Genomic DNA, 17024 nt, shown 5'->3' with positions numbered 1-17024 from the left:
TTCATGTTTGCCTTCCTTCGATCTGCTGCTCGCTCGCGAGCAGATGCCGTTCGACTTGCGCGCGATAGTCGCCGGGCGCCTGCCACAAACCGCGCTGCATGGCTTCGAGCAGGCGCTCGCAGATCGAATGCAGTGCATGCGGGTTGTGGCGCTGCAAGAACTCGCGCGTATCGGCGTCGTTCAGATAAGCGTCGGTGACGAGCGCGTATTGATGATCCGCGACCACGCGCGCGGTCGCATCGTAACCGTACAGATAATCGACGGTCGCGGCGATTTCCGCCGCGCCCTTGTAACCGTGACGCTTCACGCCATCGAGCCATTTCGGATTGACTACGCGCGAGCGCACCACGCGCGCGATTTCCTCGTGCAGCGTGCGCACGCGCGGCGCGGCCGGGTTGCTGTGGTCGGCGTGATAGACGTGCGGCTGATTGCCGGCCAGATGACGCACCGCCGCGACCATGCCGCCCTGGAACTGGTAATAGTCGTTCGAGTCGAGCAGATCGTGCTCGCGGTTGTCCTGGTTCTGCAAGACCACGTCCATTGCGGCGAGGCGTGCGCCGAACGTGTCGCGCGCTTCCTCACCCGCGTTCTTTTGCGTGTAGGCGTAACCGCCCCACGCCTGATACGCGTTCGCGAGATCGGCATCGGTTTGCCATTGCCGCGAGTCGATCATGTCTTGCAGACCCGCGCCATACGCGCCGGGCCGCGCGCTGAACACACGCCAGCCGGCGCGCTTGCGCGCCTCGGCGGCGTCCATGCCGCGCGCGATCAACGCGTCGCGTTCGCGCAGCACGCGGGCGCGAATCGGATTCAGGTGTTCGGGTTCGTCGAGTTCGGCCACCGCCTGCACGGCCGCGTCGAACAGATGCATCACGTTCGCGAAGGCGTCGCGGAAAAAACCGGACACGCGCAAGGTGACGTCGATACGCGGCCGGTCGAATACCTCGATCGGCATGATTTCGAAATCGGTCACGCGGTGGCTGCCCGGCGCCCACTTGGGCCGCACGCCGAGCAACGCGAGCCCCTGGGCGATATCGTCGCCGCCCGTGCGCATGGTCGCGGTGCCCCATACCGACAGGCCGATAGCGCGCGGATAGTCGCCGTGTTCCTGCAGATGCCGCTCGATCAACTGCTGCGCGGATTTCAAACCGAGCGACCACGCGGCTTGCGTGGGAATCGCGCGCGTGTCGACCGAATAGAAGTTGCGGCCGGTGGGCAGCACATCGGGCCTGCCACGCGACGGCGAACCGCTCGGCCCCGGCGGCACGAAGCGCCCTTCGAGGCCGCGCTTCAGATGCCGCATCTCCTGCGGACCGCATGCGTCGAGCCGTGGCAGTACATCGTGACGCAGACGCTCGATCACCCGTTCGGCTTGCGGCAAGCTTCCGGCCGCCGGCGCCACGGCATGCGCATCATCGCCGCATACAGCGCGCAACATCTGCGCCGCCAGCAACTCCAGACGCTCGCGCGTATCGCCGCCGTGCCGCCACGGCGCATCGCTCACGTGCTGCAAGAGGTCGGGACGCGGCCCGTTCCACACCGCCGACCAATCCACCGACAAAGGATCGAACAGATGATCGATGCACAGATCGCGCGCCAACGCGTCGATCAAACCGGCGTTGCCGCCTTGCCCGTTGCCGACCGGAAAGCGCCCCAAAGCCAGCAACGTATCGCGCCGCTGCACACCTTCGGGCGATTGCCCGAAGGTGTGCAAGCCGTCGCGGATCTGCGCTTCCTTCAGCTCGCACAGCCACGCGTCGACGCGCGTGAGCAGCGCGTCCTCGTCATCCTGTCCAGCGGGCTCGGCGAAACTCAGTTCCTCATGCAGCCTATGTTCGACGATGGTCGCGAGAATCGTGCGCCGCAACAGCCTGGAACGGCGCGGATCGACCATCAGCGCTTCATAGTATTCGTCGACCTGGCGTTCGAGATCCTGCAACGGCCCGTAGCTTTCGGCACGCGTGAGCGGCGGCATCAGGTGATCGACGATCACGGCCTGCGCGCGCCGCTTCGCCTGGCTGCCCTCGCCCGGATCGTTGACGATAAACGGATACAGGTGCGGCATCGGTCCAAGAATCAGGTCGGGCCAGCACGCGTCGCTCAATGCAACGCTCTTGCCGGGCAGCCATTCGAGGTTGCCATGCTTGCCGACGTGCACGACCGCGTCGATGCCGAACTGGTGACGCAGCCAGAAGTAGAACGCCAGATACGCGTGCGGCGGCACGAGTTCGGCGTCGTGATAGCTCGCGTAATCGCCCTGCTCGCGCGAGCGCGACGGCTGAATGCCGACGAACACATGCCCGCAGCGCCAGCCGGCGATCATGAAACGGCCGCGCCGCAACGTGGGGTCCTGCTCGGGCGGCCCCCAGCGCGCGTTCAACGCATTGCGTGCCTCGGCGGGCAACGCGTCAAAGTACACGCGGTAATCGTCGAGCGCGAGGCTTTGCAATGCCGGCCGCAAATCACGCACGACCGGATCGTTGGTCACGCCTTCGGTGAGCTTCTTCAACAGCGCGTCGCCGTGCGCGGGCAAGTCCGCGAGACGGTAGCCTTCATCGCGCAGCATCGACAGAATGCCGACCACCGAGGCCGGCGTATCGAGGCCCACGCCATTGCCGATGCGCCCCTCGCTCATCGGATAGTTGGCGAGGATCAGCGCGAGCTTCTTGTCCGCGTTGTCGAGCGTGCGCAGACGGCACCAGCGGCGGCTCAGTTCCGCCAGAAAGCTCACGCGTTCGAGGTCCGGTTGATACCGCACCACGTCGACTTCCGTGTGCGGACAGCGATACGCGAGCCCCTTGAAGCTGATCGCGCGCGTGATGATGCGGCCGTCCACTTCCGGCAGCGCGACATGCATGGCGATGTCGCGCGAATTCAGACCTTGATTGTCCTTGAGCCAGTCGTCGCGGTTGCCGCCGCTCAGGATCACCTGCAACACCGGCGCGTCGCCGGCGAGCGCGAGCGGCTCGGGGTCGTCGATCGCGGACGCGGCGAATGCGGTCGTATTCAGCACCAGCGCGACGTTATGTTGCGCACAGAGCGACTGCACGACTTCGCGGCTCATCACGTCTTTCAGCGACGTGATCGCGATCGGCAACGGATTCAGACCTTGCGCCTCGAGCGCATCGATCAGCGCATCGAACACCGCCGTATTGGCCGCTTGCAGATGCGCCTTGTAGAACAGAATCGCGGCCACCGGCGCGTCTTGCCGCCAGCGCGCCTGCCAGTCGGCGATCGTCGGCGTATCGCGCTCGGGGTGATAAAGCGTCGCGGCCGGCAACGCGCGCGGCGGCGCGGGCTCGCGTCCCCAACCGAAGCCGCGATACGCGATGCAGCGCAGAAACGCCTCGGCGTTTTGCGGGCCGCCTTCACGCAGATAACGCCATAGCTGATGACAGAGATCGGCGCTCGCGGTGCTGCGCGCAAGCAGGTTCGGGTCTTCCTGGAGATCGCCGGAGAACATCGCGAGCGTCTGCTGCTTGCGCTCGGCGAGCGCGACCACCTGCTCGATGCCGTAGGGCCAATAGGCTTCGCCGCCAAGATGATCGACCACCACGACGCGCGCATGCTGCAACACGTCCTCGACATAAAAATCGACCGAGGCCGGCTGCCGCAGATACGTGACGTTCGCGAGCCTCACGCTCGGGAAGCCGTCTCCGAGACGAGGAAACACGCTGGCGAGCAGCGACAGCGTGGTGTCGGCGGAACTGAGCACCACGATATCGGCGGGCCGCTGATCGATACGGATCACGCCTTGCGTGTCGTCGACAAAACCACCCGGCGTGGTGCGCAGCAGATGCATGGGCGCTTACGCCTGTTGCGCTTCGGCGCTCGACGCCACGCCGAGCGCCGCGTCGAATGCGCGTTGCAGCGCGTGCTGATCCAGGTCCTCGCCGATCAGCACGAAGCGGCTTTGCAGTCCCGCATCGGTTTCATGCGCCTGCCAGCGCCGATCGAAATAACTATCGAAACGCCGGCCCACGCCCTGGATCACCAGACGCATCGGCGCGCCCGGCAAAGCCGCGAAACCCTTGACGCGGTAAATCGTGTTCGTTTCGACCAGCCCTTGCAACGCGGCGATCACCGCTTCGCGCGACGGCGCGCTCGCCTGCACCACCACCGAGTCGAATTCGTCGTGGTGGTGATCGGCGTCGTCGGCGGAACCGTGGTGATCGTGGCGCAAGTGGATGGTTTCTTCCGAAGCCGCCTCGAGACCCAGCAACGTGTGCAGATCGAGTTGGCCCATCTGCGCGCGCACGATCTTCACTTGCGGCGGAATCTCTTCACGAATGAGCGCTTCCACGGCGCTTTGCCGCGCGTCGTCGAGCAAATCGGTTTTGTTCAGAATCACCAGATCGGCCGCGGACAACTGATCCTCGAACAGTTCGTGCAGCGGCGATTCGTGATCGAGATTCGGATCGGCCTTGCGTTGCGCATCCACGGCGGCCGGGTTGTCGGCGAACTGGCCGCTCGCGGCGGCGGGGCCGTCCACTACGGTGACCACCGCATCCACGGTGAAGCTGTTCTTGATCTGCGGCCAGTTGAACGCCTGCACCAGCGGCTTGGGCAAGGCGAGGCCCGACGTTTCGATCAGCACGTGATCGATCTGCTCGCGGCGCTCGACGAGTTTTTCCATCACCGGAAAAAATTCTTCCTGCACGGTGCAGCACAGGCAACCGTTCGCCAGTTCATACAGTTGCCCTTCGGTTTCGACGCCGTTTTCGTCGCAACCGATTCCGCAGCCCTTGAGGATTTCCCCGTCGATGCCGAGCTCGCCGAACTCGTTGACGATCACCGCAATGCGCTTGCCGCCCGCATGCCGAAGAATGTGCCGAAGCAGCGTGGTCTTGCCGCTGCCGAGAAAGCCCGTGACGATGGTGACGGGGATCTTGCGCATTTGAGTTTGCATCGTGAGGTCCATTCGATCGACGGCGTTGCTGCAACAGGGAAAGACAGCAAGCGGGGTGAGGTCATGAACGCATGCCGCATCCCCGCGGCGTTCGTCCTGCGTGCTCTGGCCGGTATCCGGGCTGGCGAAAGCGCCGCTTCCCCTTCCCGTGCGAGTGATTTCTCGCCCAGTGGTTGTATGCCGACGCGGCCTTGCGCGTGGACATCGAAGCCGGCTCCGCGGTACGTGACGTACCGCATTTCGCTTACCGTTGCGGGGGCAGCACAGGTTGACCCGGTCCTTGAAGGCGGGCGCCCTGTTTCCCGTTTAACTGCATGCGCAGGAGCGCGCACACGAGCACCAAAGTGCGTGCGAGTGTAGGCCCGCGACCCGGCGCAGTCAAGAAAACGCGAGGACGGAGGCGCTTATCGGATGGGGCGTCATGTGCTATCGTAAGCGCGCGTTTGGTGCCCGCACATGCATTCGCGTGTGCAGTTAAACGGGAAACAGGCCGCGCTTGCCGCGCTCAACCTGTGCTGTCCCCGCAACGGTAAGCGACCTGCGGCGCTCGATGGGTTTTATAGCGCCGCGCATGCGTTTTCGATGCCACTGTCCGACGAATGCGGACGGGAAGGCAAAGCGCATGAGGCCGCCAGCCCGGATACCGGCCAGACGCGGAGGCAGCGAACGTCACGCTGCCGGCCGCCGGAATCCGCGAGGGACGGATGTGATGGCGCTGAAGCACGGCGTGGTCCCCGCTTGCATGTATCTTGGTGAAGCGGCGCATTACGTCATGCCTGATATCCGTAGCACCGCATGAGTTCTTCCCTTTCCGCCGGCTCGCACGCCCTCCTGGCGCTTCGGCCCTTCCCGTCCGTCACGACATGGCGCGCGCCATGCATGCCGCGATGAGCCGCGCGTGGCTGATCGGCGCGGGCCCCGGCGACGTCGAACTGATGACGCTCAAGGCAACCCGCGCGCTCGCGCAAGCCGACGTGGTGCTGGTCGACGATCTGGTGAATCCCGACGTATTGCAGTTCGCGCGCGCCGACGCGCTGGTGATTTACGTCGGCAAGCGCGGCGGACATCCGTCCACGCCGCAGGCCGGCATCGTCGCACAGATGCTCGCGCATCTGCGGGCCGGGCGCAGCGTCGCGCGTTTGAAAGGCGGCGATCCGTTCGTGTTCGGGCGCGGCGGCGAGGAATTGCAGGCGCTGCAAGCAGCGGGCATCGACGCGGACGTGATCAACGGCATCACGGCGGGCATCGCGGCGCCCGCGGCGATCGGCATTCCGGTCACGCATCGCGATCATGCGCAAGGCGTGGTATTCGTCACCGGACATAGCGCCGGCAGCGGCGAGCCCGATTGGGCCGCGCTCGTCGCCACGCGCATGACGCTGGTGATCTACATGGGCATGCGGCGCTTGAGCGATATCGTCGCGGCGTTGCTCGCGGCCGGCATGAACGCTGATACGCCGTGCGCCGCGATCGAATCGGCCACGCGGCCCGAGCAACGGCATGCGCTGGCGCGGCTCGGGGAGTTCGCCGATACGGTGTCTCGCGCCGGGCTCGGCTCGCCGGCGATCGTGGTGATCGGCGGCGTCGCGTCGCTGGCTTTGGCGCGGCGCGCGCCCATGAAAACGCTGAGCGTCGGCGTCGGTTGCCGGTTGCACACCTCGGCCGTGCAGATCGAAACGGCCGTGCGTGCCGCGCTCGGGTCGCATACGTTCGACGAAATCAGCACGATCGCCTCGATCGACAGCAAAACCCACGAAGCAGGCCTGCTCGAATTCTGCGCACGCCACGCGTTGCCGATCGCACTCTTCAGCCCCGAGCAGATCGCGGCGATACCTGTAGACGAGCCTTCGGCGGTTGCACGCGAGCATCTCGGCGTGGACGGCGTTTGCGAGCCGTGCGCGCTGCTCGGCGCGGCTAACGTGTCGGCCGGGTCCGCTGCATCGGCTGCGTCGGCTGCGTCGGCTGCGTCGGCTGCGTCGGCTGCGTCGGCTGCGTCGGCTGCGTCGGCTGCGTCGGCTGCGTCGGCTGCGTCGGCTGCGTCGGCTGCGTCGGCTGCGTCGGCTGTACCCAACGCCCAACTCCTCGTCCGCAAGACCGCGCATGCCGGCGTGACCGTGGCGATTGCCTCGATCATCGCCCGGACCGAACACGAACCGACAACCCACGACACCGAGAAACAGGACCTTCCATGAAAACCGATCCCGAATCGCATCAACGCATGACCGAACGCCGGCGCGAAGGCCACGAGAAAAAACAGGCCAACGCCACCGTCGAAAAGGGCTTGCTGATCGTCAACACCGGCACCGGCAAGGGCAAGACCACGGCCGCGTTCGGCATGGCCGTGCGCGTGCTCGGACACGGCATGCGCCTCGGCGTCGTGCAGTTCATCAAGGGCGCATTGCACACGTCGGAGCGCGATTTTCTCGGCGCGATCGCCAATTGCGATTTCGTCACGATGGGCGATGGCTACACCTGGAACACGCAGAACCGCGACGCCGACATCGCCACCGCCCGCAAGGGCTGGGACGAAGCGCGCCGGATGATCGAGAGCGGCGACTACCAGATGGTGATCCTCGACGAGCTGAACACCGTGCTGAAGTACGAATACCTGCCGCTCGACGAGGTGCTGTCCGTGATCAACGCTCGCCCGCCGATGCTGCACGTGGTGGTGACCGGCCGTCACGCGCCGGATGCGTTGATCGAGGCCGCCGATCTCGTCACCGAGATGCGCATCGTCAAGCATCCGTACCGCGAGCAAGGCGTGAAAGCGCAGCGCGGCGTGGAGTTCTGAGCGATGAGCGCGAGCCCCGATAAGAGCGCTTCGGAGGCGCAGCCGAAAGGCACTTCGTCCGGAGCGCCCGCCGAGGGCAGTTCTTCAGGGGCGTTCCCGAACGGAACGACCTCGACGGCATGTCCCGCGCTGTTCATCAGCGCGCCGGCTTCGGGTCAAGGCAAGACCACGATTACCGCGGGTCTCGCGCGCCATCATCGGCGGCTGGGGCGGCGCGTGCGCGTGTTCAAGACCGGCCCGGATTTTCTCGACCCGATGATTCTCGCGCGCGCGAGCGGCGCGCCCGTGCTGTCGCTCGATCTGTGGATGGTCGGTGAAGCCGCTTGCCGCACGCTGCTCGCGCAGGCGGCGGCCGAAGCGGACCTGATCCTGATCGAAGGCGTGATGGGTCTATTCGACGGCACGCCGAGCAGCGCCGACCTCGCCGCCGTGTTCGGCGTGCCGGTGCTCGCGGTGATTTCAGCGAAGGCGATGGCGCAGACCTTCGGCGCGGTCGCCTTCGGGCTCGCGCGATTCAGGCCCGAGCTGCCGTTTTACGGCGTGCTCGCCAATCGCGTCGGCTCCGCGCGGCACGCGCGGACGCTCGAGGAAGCGCTGCCGCCGGACATACGCTGGTGCGGACACGTCAGCGGCAACGACGAGATCGAGTTGCCCGACCGCCATCTCGGCTTGCATCAGGCGGCGGAAATCGACGACCTGGACGCGCGGCTGAACCGTGCCGCCGATGCGCTCGCGAACACCGCGCTGGCCGAACTGCCGCCGCCGGTCGAATTCGGCGAGCCTGCGCCGGACGTGCCGCCGCGTCTTCTGGAAGGCAAGCGGATCGCGATCGCGCGCGATGCCGCGTTCTCGTTCGTCTATCCGGCCAACGTCACGCTGCTGGAAGCGCTCGGCGCACAGGTCGTGTACTTCTCGCCGCTCGCGGACGATCCGTTGCCCGACCATGCCGACGCCCTCTATCTTCCCGGCGGCTATCCCGAACTGCACGCCGCCGCGCTCGCAAGCAACACGCGCAGCGGCGCGACGATCCGCGCGCATGCGGCGGCGGGCAAGCCGCTCGTCGCCGAATGCGGCGGCATGCTGTATCTGCTCGAACAGCTCACCGATACGCATGGCGTGAGCACGCAAATGCTCGGCCTGCTGCCCGGCCACGCAACGATGCAAACGCGCTTCACCGCGCTCGGCATGCAACAGATCGACAGCGTGCACGGCCCGATGACCGGCCACACGTTCCACTATTCGAAGCTGACGACGCCGCTCACGCCGCTGCGTTCGGCCACCCGGCCACAGGGTGACGCACCCGGCGAGGCCGTGTTCCGCGTCGGTTCGATCGTCGCGACGTACATGCATGCTTATTGGCCCTCCAACCCGGCTTTCGCGGCCGCCCTGTTCCATGGCGAAGCCTTTTAACGACGCCGAGCGCGAGGCGGTCTACCGCGCGATTCACGAGCGGCGCGACATGCGCCACTTCGTGCGCGATCCGGTCGACCCCGCCGTGTTGCAGCGCCTGCTCGACGCCGCGCATCATGCGCCGAGCGTCGGTTATATGCAGCCGTGGCGGATTGCGCGCATCACCGATCCGGTGTTGCGCGAAGCCTTGCACGCAGCCGTCGAAAGCGAACGGCTCGCCACCGCCGACGCCCTCGGCGAACGGCGCGAGGCGTTCATGAAACTGAAAGTGGAAGGCATGCGGGACTGCGGCGAACTGCTGGTGATGGCGTTGATGGACGGCCGCGAGCGGCACATCTTCGGGCGCCGCACGTTGCCCGAGATGGATCTCGCGTCGGTGGCGTGCGCGATCCAGAACATGTGGCTCGCCGCACGCGCGGAAGGTTTGGGAATGGGCTGGGTGTCGCTATTCGACGTCGACGTGGTGCGCACGCTGCTGCATATGCCCGAGGGCGCGCGGCCGGTGGCGATTCTGTGTCTCGGGCACGTCGAGGCGTTTTACAACCAGCCGATGCTGGAAACCGAACGCTGGGCTAGCCGCATGGCGCTCGCCGATTGCGTGTTTGAAAACCGCTGGCCGGAAGTTGAAACGGAAGGCAAAAAGACGCTGGGTTAGCGGCAAGCGAGTCGCAGGATGCGCGAGGCGCGCCTAATCGACTCATGATTTGAGGCGATTAGGCGCGCAATCGCCTCACGGTCGGCTATACTGGTATTCGACTCACGATATGAGTCGATTAGAGCCCGTAATCGCCTCAATATTCACCGAGCGTCATGACATCCACCCACCCTCTCATCTGGCAAGCGTCCACGTGGCCCGGCATGCACTACGACGCTATTCGCGTCGGCGGCGAACTGGCCCGCGCGCACCGGGCTCAGGGCATCGTTGAAGGCAAACTGGCGAGTCTCGGCTTCGAACAGCGCCTCGAACTCGCCGCCGAGGCCTGGAGCCAGGATGCGGTCGCGACGGCAGCCATCGAAGGCGAACGCATCGACCTCACCGCCGTGCGTTCGTCCGTGGCACGGCGACTCGGCGTCGGGAATCAGGATGGCCCCAACGCGCCGCGGAGCGTCGAAGGCCTGCTCGACATCATGGATGACGCGGTGCGGCAAAGGCAAGCGGCGCTCACACACGAGCGCTTGTGCGCCTGGCAGGCGGCTCTCTTTCCTACCGGCTACTCAGGCATGGTCAAAATCCTTGTCGGGGCCTATCGCGAGCATGCCGAGCCAATGCAGATCGTCAGCGGCCGCGTTGGACGCGAACGGGTCCACTACGAGGCCCCGGCCTCGGCCCAGGTCCCGGCGGAAATGCAGCAGTTCCTGGACTGGTTCAACGCAACGACCGAGCACGACCATCTGGTCAAGGCAGCACTCGCTCACCTGTGGTTCGAGACGATTCATCCTTTTGAGGACGGCAATGGCCGCATCGGTCGCGTCCTCATCGACCTTGTGCTGGCGCGCGACAGCGGTGAGGTCAGCCGCTTGATTCGTACCTCGCAGCGCCTGCTCGACAAGCGCCGCGACTATTACGAGCAGCTCGAGCGCGCCCAGCATGGCGAGCTCGACGTGACCGAATGGGTTCTATGGTTCGTCGAACAGGTGCGTGTGTCCTGCGAGGAAGCATCCGGCGTCGTGGACGCCACGCTCGATAAAGCCGTTTTCTGGATGAACCATCGGGACAAGGTGCTCACGACCCGGCAACGCAAAGTCGTCAACGTTCTGCTCGATGCCGGTCCCAAGGGCTTCGAAGGGGGCATGAACACCCGCAAGTACGAGAGCGTCGGCAACACCTCGCGGGCCACGGCGTCGCGCGAACTCATCGAACTCGAGAACATGGGGCTGCTGTCCAGGGTGGGCGCCGGCCGCTCGACCCGCTATTACCTGAACATGCCAGGGTGGGCGGCAGCGGACACGGCCATCGCCGATACGCCCTCCCGCGACGGCTGACTTGCCGTCATGGCTAAATCGTCGGCCGCTCAGGCGGCAGGCTTGCCATGACGGCGACGCCTCACGGCCGAGACCGAGCCTGCACCGGCTTCACCGACACCACGTCCAGCGCGCCGCTCGCCTTATCGGTGCGTAGCTTCACATGCCAGTCGGGCGGCGCATCGAACGGAAATTTTGCCAGCGCGCTTTTCGCGAGCGCGGGCATTGCATGCAGCGGATCGGCATCGCGATCGCTCATCACCGCGCTGACTTTATAGACCTCCTGTCCGCTCGCGCGCTCGAACAGGCGCAGCGTCAATGAATGCCGGTACGCGCGCCCGCCGAACAGCGAGAAGGGCGGCTCGCTCTGCCGGCCGCAGCCGCTTGGCGCGCAATCCTTCATGTCGTTCACGCCGACGCCGATCGTCGCCGGCCGCGTGTCATAAGCAATCGACAGCAAGTAGCGCGCGGGCTCGCCCGTCATCTCGACGAAGCCGTTTTTCGCCAGCTCGTCGCGCACCGCGGCTTCGAAGCGCGGCTGATCCGCGCTCGCCGCCTGCGACGGCATGCGCGTAATCGCGTAGGTTCGTTCGCCTTGCCGCGCGGCAGCGGAACTGGCGGTATGGACCTCGGCGCTCGGACCCGCGCAACCGCTGAGACTCGCCGCGGCCAGCGCGGCACAGATCAAAATCGCTTTCACCATCTTCTCGCTTCGGTAAGCCTCGGTAAGCTCCATCAGCCTCGATAAGGAACGTGTGCGCGCGTCATGCGCCCGGCCTCGCGGAGACATCGGATTGCGTGTCCTCGAACGCGGGCAGGCAGAGGGTAACAGCGGTGCCCTCGCCCGGCGCGCTGAGCACCGCAACCTCGCCGCCGTGACGCGTCACGACGGTCTTGACGAACGCCATGCCGAGCCCCGCGCCGCCCACTTCCGGCCGGTCGGTTTCGTGAAAGCGCCGGAAGCGCTCGAACAGATCCGCCTGCTGCTCCTTCGGAATGCCGTAGCCTTCGTCGCGGATCGTGCAGGACACGCGCCGCGCGGCGCCAGGCGTCGCCGTCACGCCAGGAAGATTGTCGAGGCTGCAGGAAATCCGCGTGTCCGGCGGACTGTATTTGATCGCGTTGTTCAGAATGTTGACGAGCGCGCGCGTCATCAGCGAACGGTCGGCGCAGATCCAGTGGCCCTCGTCGAGCTCGGCCGCGCCGCCCGCGTCCGTTTGCAGCGTGATGCGCTTCGCGTGCGCTTGCGGCCATACTTCGTCGCTGGCGTCGATCATCAGCTCGGTCAGGCTCACCGGTTCGAGCAGGTAGGTTTGCGATTCCGCGCGCGCCAGTTGCACGAAGTCGTCGGCAAGCGTCAGTGCGCGCTGCGCGTAGCGTTCGATGCGCTCCAGCAAGCCGCGCGCGAGCACCGGTTCGCTGCGGGCGCGCTCGATTTCCACCAGCGCCAGAATCGACGCCTGCGGCGAGCGCATATCGTGCGACAGCAGCCGCAACGCGTCTTCCCGTTGACGCTCGGCCGCATGCAGGGCCGACACGTCGACGAGACCCGCGATCCACCCGGTCGTCTCGCCATGCGCATTGGTGCAGTTCGCGTAGCGCAGCAGATGGTCGCGCTCGTGCGCGTCGCGCACCTCGACGCCCTGCGCCATCAGCGCGGCAAATTCATGCCGCGCCGGGTCGAGCGGCGCGGGCCAGTGAGCGTGGGCGAGCAGATTGTTGTCGGCGTCGGACGCATCATCGGACGCACCCGACGCGGCGCCCCGGTCGATGGTCTTGACGAAGCTCAGCCCGCCGAGCACCGCCTGCATCGGCCGGCCTTCCGGCGGCGGCGCGCCGAGGCGAGCGAAATGCGCTCTCGCGGCATGGTTCGCGATCAGCACGACGCCGTGCAGGTCGCTGACCAGAATCGGCTCGGGCATGCTGTCGAGGCTGTCCCACACGAAGCGCTTCATGTCCTGCACGCGCTGCGCGGCCTGCGCCATCAACGCCATGTGCTGCTCCAGCACGTCGCCGCCGAACTCGCGGCGGCGCTTGGGCGTTTCGGGCAGCAGGTGCGGTTCGTCGGCGAGGCGCTGCAACTCTTCGCGCAGATAGGCCATCGTCATTTCGAGGCGCCGCCAGTTCCAGATCGGATACACGACGACTACGCCGGCGATCGCCGGCACCGGCGACATCCATAGCCGCAAGCCGTACAGCAGCACGGCGCTGCCCGCGGCGGCGAGCGCGCAGAGCGCGCCGGTCAGCAGCAGCGAGCGGCGCGGCGACAACACCAGAAAACCGGCCAGCAACGCGGCGAGCGGCGCGAGCGAGGCCAGGAACAGCGCCCAGCGCCCGACCGGTTCGATCTCGCGGCCGCTCAGCAGCGTGTCGAGCACGTTCGCGTGGATGTAGACGCCCGGCAGCGGACCCAATTCGCCGGACACCGGCGTCGCGAACCGGTCGTACAAGCCGGACGCGGTCACGCCGATCAGCACGATACGCCCGCGCAACTGGTCCGCGTTCACCTCGCCGGCGAGCACGCTCGCGAAACTGACTTTCGCGTAGTTCTGCGCGTTCGGGCCGAACGGGATCAGGAAGCGGCCTTCGCCTTCGGCAGTGTTCGATGAACGGATCGCCGCCGCCTCGCTGAACGACCGCCGGCGCGGCAGCCGCTCGTTCAACTGAATCGCGCCGTGTTCGACGGCTTGCGCCACCGGCACCATCAATTGCGGCCAGCGTGACGTTGCGTCGCCCTCGAACTGCGCGACGCTGCGCACGATGCCGTCGCTGTCCACTTCGAGGTTGATATGGCCGAGCCCGGCCGCCGCGTGCGCGAGCGGCGCCACCGGTTCGACGACGACGCGCCGCCCCGCGCTGTCGGGCGGCGTGAGCAGCACCGGCAGGTAGGTCGGAGTCAGCGCGATCGCGCGGGCCAGCTCGGCGTCCTCGGGATTGGCCTCGGTGAACAGCACGTCGTAGATCACCGCGGCGGGCTCGGCCTTCGCGATCTGTTCGAGCAGTTTGGCGTGGGTGCCGCGCGGCCACGGCCAGCGGCCGAGTTGCGCGATGCTGGCGTTGTCGATCTCGACCACCACGATATTCGGCAACAACGGCGGTGCGCGCAGGCTTAGAAAGCCGTCGTAGACGAGATTGTCGACGCTCGCGGTCAGCCGCCCGAGCGAGGCGAGCAGAATCACGACGAGGCCGAGACAGCCGATCCCCACCCATTCGAACAGGAAGCGGCGGCCGGCGCGCCGTCCGAGACGGGCGCGCGGATCGAGGCTCAGGCGTGTAGGTGTAGTTGGCAAAGCGTCGCGTGGTTGATGAAAAGGGCCGGCTGGGTCGCCGGCCCCGTGAATCTACCAGCGTCAGCGCGCCAGCGTAAACGAGCGGATGCTGCTGCTCGTCTCGTAGAAGCGGCCGTTCTCGAACTGCTCGGCGATGATCGTCCAATAGTAGACGCCGGCCGGCAGATCGCTCACGACGAATTGCCCGCCGCTCAGATCGGTGCGGTCCACGATCGGATGGCGCAGATCGGCGCTCGCGGCCAGCACGAAGCGAAAGCGCGTCTCGCCCGCGGCGCGGCTGACGAACCAGCGGAATTCGTAGTCGCGGCTGCCGGCGCGCTGCGCCGCCGATGCGGCCAGCCCGAGCCGGCGCCGCTCGAAGCCGTACACCTGGGGCATGCCTTCGAGACCGTGTCCGTCGATGGCCGCGATGCGAACGAAATAGGTGCCGTCGGCCAGATTGCCGAAGTCCGCGTGCGGCGCGCTCACGCGCAACTCGCGGATCAGGTCGAGCTGGTCGGCGTCGCGCGCGATCTGCACGCGGTAGGCCACGGCGCGCTCGGCCGGCACGAGGTCGAACGCGACGGTCTCGCCGTCCTGCACCTTGGCGGGCTGCGTGAGCGCGGGCGCGGGCAGCAACTCGACGGGCTCGCCGATCGCCTCGCCCGCGCGCGTGATGCTGCCGAAGCGCGCCTTCACGAGTTGCACCGACGCCTGCAGCGGCACGCCGGGCGGCGGTCCGGCGCGGTGGGCGGCGACGCCGGGATCGACGCCGACCGCGCCGTCCAGCACCTCGACGGCGGTGGTTTGCGCGTCGCCGTCATAGGCCACCTTGAAGCGCGTGCCGCGCACGCCCGCCACCACCGACGGCGAGCGGATCTGGAAGCGGTCGTCTTTTTTCGTCGCACGCGTGACCTGGCTCTCGACCGCGCCGCGGCGCAGTTCGAGAACGCGGTCGGCGGCGCCCGTCAACGTGGTGCGGCGCAGCCTGCCGATGTCCAGCTCGCCTTCCTGCGCGATCGTGACATGCGAGCCGTCCGGCAATTCCAACGTGACGAAACCATCCGGGCCGGTGCGGATGCGGTCGCCTTCGCCGAGCGTCGTTCCGGGCTTGACCGGCAGATAGGGGTTCTTGCCGAACGCATGCTCGACCGGGCCGCTCGTCGCGATCACGCGGGCCGATTCGGGATCCTGTTTGAGCCGGTCCGCCGGCAGGCGCAAGGCGATGCCGGCCGGCATGCGGCGCGGCGCGGGCATGTCGTTGAGGCGGCTCAACACCGCCCAATCGCCCGGCGCCCGCAGATAGTGGCCGGCGATGTCGTATAACGTGTCGCCTTCGCGGGTCAGGTAGGAGACGTAGGCGGGCGCCGGCGTCTTGATGCGCGGCTGCGGCGCGCGCGGCGATTGCGCATGCGCCGACACCTGCGCGAGGCAGGTCATCGCCAACACGCTTACCGCCGCGAACCATGCGCCGCCGCGGCGAACGGATAAACCCGCGCGGTGGCGCGGAGGCACGACGGCCGAAACCGTCATGCCTCCCCCGCCTGCGGGCGTTCGTGGCCCGGCGCGGGCTGCGGGCCGGATTCGAGCCGCTCCAGCCGGTAGCCGTAGCCGTAGATCGGCGTCAGACGGTAGCCGTGTTCGGGACGCAAGCCGAGCTTGCTGCGCAGCATCGATACGTGGGTGTCCATCGTGCGCGACGGGATGTCGGTCGCCTGCTTCCAGATCACGTCGAGAATGTGCGCGCGCGACAGCGGCCGGCTCAGGTGCTGGAACAGCAGCAGCGCGAGCTCGAACTCCTTTTGCGTGACCGCCACTGTCGCGCCGCGGACCACCACGTGCTTCGCGCTCAGATCGAATTCGAAGTCGCCGAAAATTTCTTTTGCGGCGGCGGGCTTCAGGTGATACGCGCGGCGCAGCAGCGAGCCGACGCGCGCCAGCAGCACCGCGCCGGAGACGGGTTTGACGACGTAATCGTCCGCGCCGGTGTTGAGGATCGACGTGATGTCGGTCTCGCGGCCGCGACTCGTCATGAACAACACCGGCAAGCGCTCGGACAGGCTTTCGCGCACCCAGCGCAGCACCTCTTCGCCCGACATGTCGGGGACGTTCCAGTCCAGCACCAGCAGATCGAACGTCTGTCGCCGCAGTTGCCGCACGAGTTCGCGGCCGGCGCCAAAGGCGTGGCAGACATGGCCGGCCGTAGCCAGCGTTTGACAAACCAGATCGGCCTGAGCCGAATCGTCATCCAGGACAGCTATTCTCATAAAACCCCGCAACGCGACATCGTCATTCGTAACTGGTGGCCGGCAAACCGGCGGATAACCGGGATGACGGCGCTTGCACCGACGATCCGGCTTGCGATTTCATCTCCCGCCGCACATTTTTCGATTAATGGTCCTGCGCCCCGCGCCCCCGTTCGGCTATGCAACCCGACTATCCTGAAATCGCCGCGAACGCCTCGCTCTTATGGCTTTATCGCGCGGTTATTCGTGGGGCAGGTCATGATAATCGAAAACTGTCGCGGCTTTTCCGGGTTGCCGTTAATCGGCAATCCGGCCGGCTCTGCGATTGGAGCCGCTCCCTGCACGTCCCCCGTGCGCTCTCAGGCTTCGCCGGTTCTTCGCCGGTTTTTTATCGACCGCTAATCGGCCGCTCTTTGAATTGTTGGTCTCACTCGCGCGGT

General features: G+C 66.6%; 11 protein-coding genes, 1 pseudogene and 2 riboswitches. Of the genes and pseudogenes, 6 read left to right on the top strand and 6 right to left on the bottom strand.

Going from position 1 to position 17024, the window contains the following annotated elements; translation table 11 throughout:
- Position 1 precedes the first annotated feature (1 nt).
- Both cobN and cobW read right to left on the bottom strand, forming a co-directional pair.
- On the bottom strand, positions 2-3802 hold the full coding sequence (gene cobN / locus ACTJLC_RS27525) for a cobaltochelatase subunit CobN (RefSeq protein ID WP_310134208.1): 3801 nt from the start codon (positions 3800-3802) through the stop codon (positions 2-4).
- Positions 3803-3808: 6 nt separating this feature from the next.
- The gene (cobW, locus tag ACTJLC_RS27520; protein ID WP_310134211.1) at positions 3809-4909 is read right to left on the bottom strand and encodes a cobalamin biosynthesis protein CobW; all 1101 of its coding nucleotides are present in this window, start codon (positions 4907-4909) and stop codon (positions 3809-3811) included.
- A 90-nt stretch (positions 4910-4999) separates the two neighbouring features.
- A riboswitch (cobalamin riboswitch) is annotated at positions 5000-5268 on the bottom strand.
- A gap of 68 nt (positions 5269-5336) precedes the next feature.
- Positions 5337-5575, top strand: a riboswitch (cobalamin riboswitch).
- A gap of 221 nt (positions 5576-5796) precedes the next feature.
- On the opposite strand from cobW, the pseudogene cobA reads away from it, so the two are divergent.
- From cobA to ACTJLC_RS27490, 6 genes and pseudogenes are all read left to right on the top strand, one after another.
- Positions 5797-6504 (top strand): annotated as a pseudogene (cobA, locus tag ACTJLC_RS27515) (uroporphyrinogen-III C-methyltransferase); the annotation flags it as partial.
- Positions 6505-6522: 18 nt separating this feature from the next.
- Complete coding sequence (locus tag ACTJLC_RS27510) at positions 6523-7098, top strand: cobalamin biosynthesis protein (RefSeq protein ID WP_440845824.1); 576 nt, start codon at positions 6523-6525, stop codon at positions 7096-7098.
- Positions 7095-7697: a cob(I)yrinic acid a,c-diamide adenosyltransferase gene (cobO, locus tag ACTJLC_RS27505; protein ID WP_073432601.1), complete on the top strand. Its 603-nt coding sequence runs from the start codon at positions 7095-7097 to the stop codon at positions 7695-7697. Before ACTJLC_RS27510 ends, cobO begins: the two co-directional genes overlap by 4 nt.
- A 3-nt stretch (positions 7698-7700) precedes the next feature.
- Positions 7701-9107 carry a cobyrinate a,c-diamide synthase gene (locus ACTJLC_RS27500; RefSeq protein ID WP_114164638.1) on the top strand — a complete coding sequence of 469 codons (1407 nt, stop codon included), beginning with the start codon at positions 7701-7703 and terminating at the stop codon, positions 9105-9107.
- Entirely contained in the window at positions 9091-9762 is a 672-nt protein-coding gene (bluB, locus tag ACTJLC_RS27495; RefSeq protein WP_073432600.1) for a 5,6-dimethylbenzimidazole synthase, read from the top strand. Before ACTJLC_RS27500 ends, bluB begins: the two co-directional genes overlap by 17 nt.
- Before the next feature lie 155 nt (positions 9763-9917).
- On the top strand, positions 9918-11090 hold the full coding sequence (locus ACTJLC_RS27490) for a Fic family protein (protein WP_073432599.1): 1173 nt from the start codon (positions 9918-9920) through the stop codon (positions 11088-11090).
- Positions 11091-11151: 61 nt separating this feature from the next.
- On the opposite strand, the gene ACTJLC_RS27485 is transcribed toward ACTJLC_RS27490, so the two are convergent.
- The 4 genes from ACTJLC_RS27485 to ACTJLC_RS27470 form a co-directional block, all read right to left on the bottom strand.
- A complete protein-coding gene (locus ACTJLC_RS27485; RefSeq protein ID WP_154873573.1) occupies positions 11152-11772 on the bottom strand; it encodes a DUF4136 domain-containing protein in 621 nt (206 codons plus the stop codon).
- A 61-nt stretch (positions 11773-11833) separates the two neighbouring features.
- Positions 11834-14359 (bottom strand): CHASE2 domain-containing protein, encoded by a 2526-nt coding sequence (locus ACTJLC_RS27480; protein ID WP_310132699.1) that lies wholly within the window; start codon positions 14357-14359, stop codon positions 11834-11836.
- 60 nt (positions 14360-14419) lie between these two features.
- On the bottom strand, positions 14420-15871 hold the full coding sequence (locus ACTJLC_RS27475) for a FecR domain-containing protein (protein WP_310132701.1): 1452 nt from the start codon (positions 15869-15871) through the stop codon (positions 14420-14422).
- On the bottom strand, positions 15868-16605 hold the full coding sequence (locus tag ACTJLC_RS27470; RefSeq protein ID WP_073432596.1) for a response regulator transcription factor: 738 nt from the start codon (positions 16603-16605) through the stop codon (positions 15868-15870). The genes ACTJLC_RS27475 and ACTJLC_RS27470 overlap by 4 nt, the downstream gene beginning before the upstream one ends.
- Positions 16606-17024: the final 419 nt, after the last annotated feature.

Origin of the sequence: Paraburkholderia sp. 22099, from assembly GCF_052045835.1 — a bacterium.
In the GTDB taxonomy this organism is placed as follows: Bacteria; Pseudomonadota; Gammaproteobacteria; order Burkholderiales; family Burkholderiaceae; genus Paraburkholderia; species Paraburkholderia terricola.
Note: the sequence above shows the minus strand (reverse complement) of the source record. Positions and strands in the feature narration are given on the sequence as shown.

Bases quoted from the DNA above. Each gene is read 5' to 3' on its own strand.
- ACTJLC_RS27485 (WP_154873573.1), bottom strand. From the start codon at position 11,772: ATGGTGAAAGCGATTTTGATCTGTGCCGCGCTGGCCGCGGCGAGTCTC.
- ACTJLC_RS27510 (WP_440845824.1), top strand. From the start codon at position 6,523: ATGAAAACGCTGAGCGTCGGCGTCGGTTGCCGGTTGCACACCTCGGCC.
- cobN (WP_310134208.1), bottom strand. From the start codon at position 3,802: ATGCATCTGCTGCGCACCACGCCGGGTGGTTTTGTCGACGACACGCAA.
- cobO (WP_073432601.1), top strand. From the start codon at position 7,095: ATGAAAACCGATCCCGAATCGCATCAACGCATGACCGAACGCCGGCGC.
- ACTJLC_RS27490 (WP_073432599.1), top strand. From the start codon at position 9,918: ATGACATCCACCCACCCTCTCATCTGGCAAGCGTCCACGTGGCCCGGC.
- bluB (WP_073432600.1), top strand. From the start codon at position 9,091: ATGGCGAAGCCTTTTAACGACGCCGAGCGCGAGGCGGTCTACCGCGCG.
- cobW (WP_310134211.1), bottom strand. From the start codon at position 4,909: ATGCAAACTCAAATGCGCAAGATCCCCGTCACCATCGTCACGGGCTTT.
- ACTJLC_RS27475 (WP_310132701.1), bottom strand. From the start codon at position 15,871: ATGACGGTTTCGGCCGTCGTGCCTCCGCGCCACCGCGCGGGTTTATCC.
- ACTJLC_RS27470 (WP_073432596.1), bottom strand. From the start codon at position 16,605: ATGAGAATAGCTGTCCTGGATGACGATTCGGCTCAGGCCGATCTGGTT.
- ACTJLC_RS27500 (WP_114164638.1), top strand. From the start codon at position 7,701: ATGAGCGCGAGCCCCGATAAGAGCGCTTCGGAGGCGCAGCCGAAAGGC.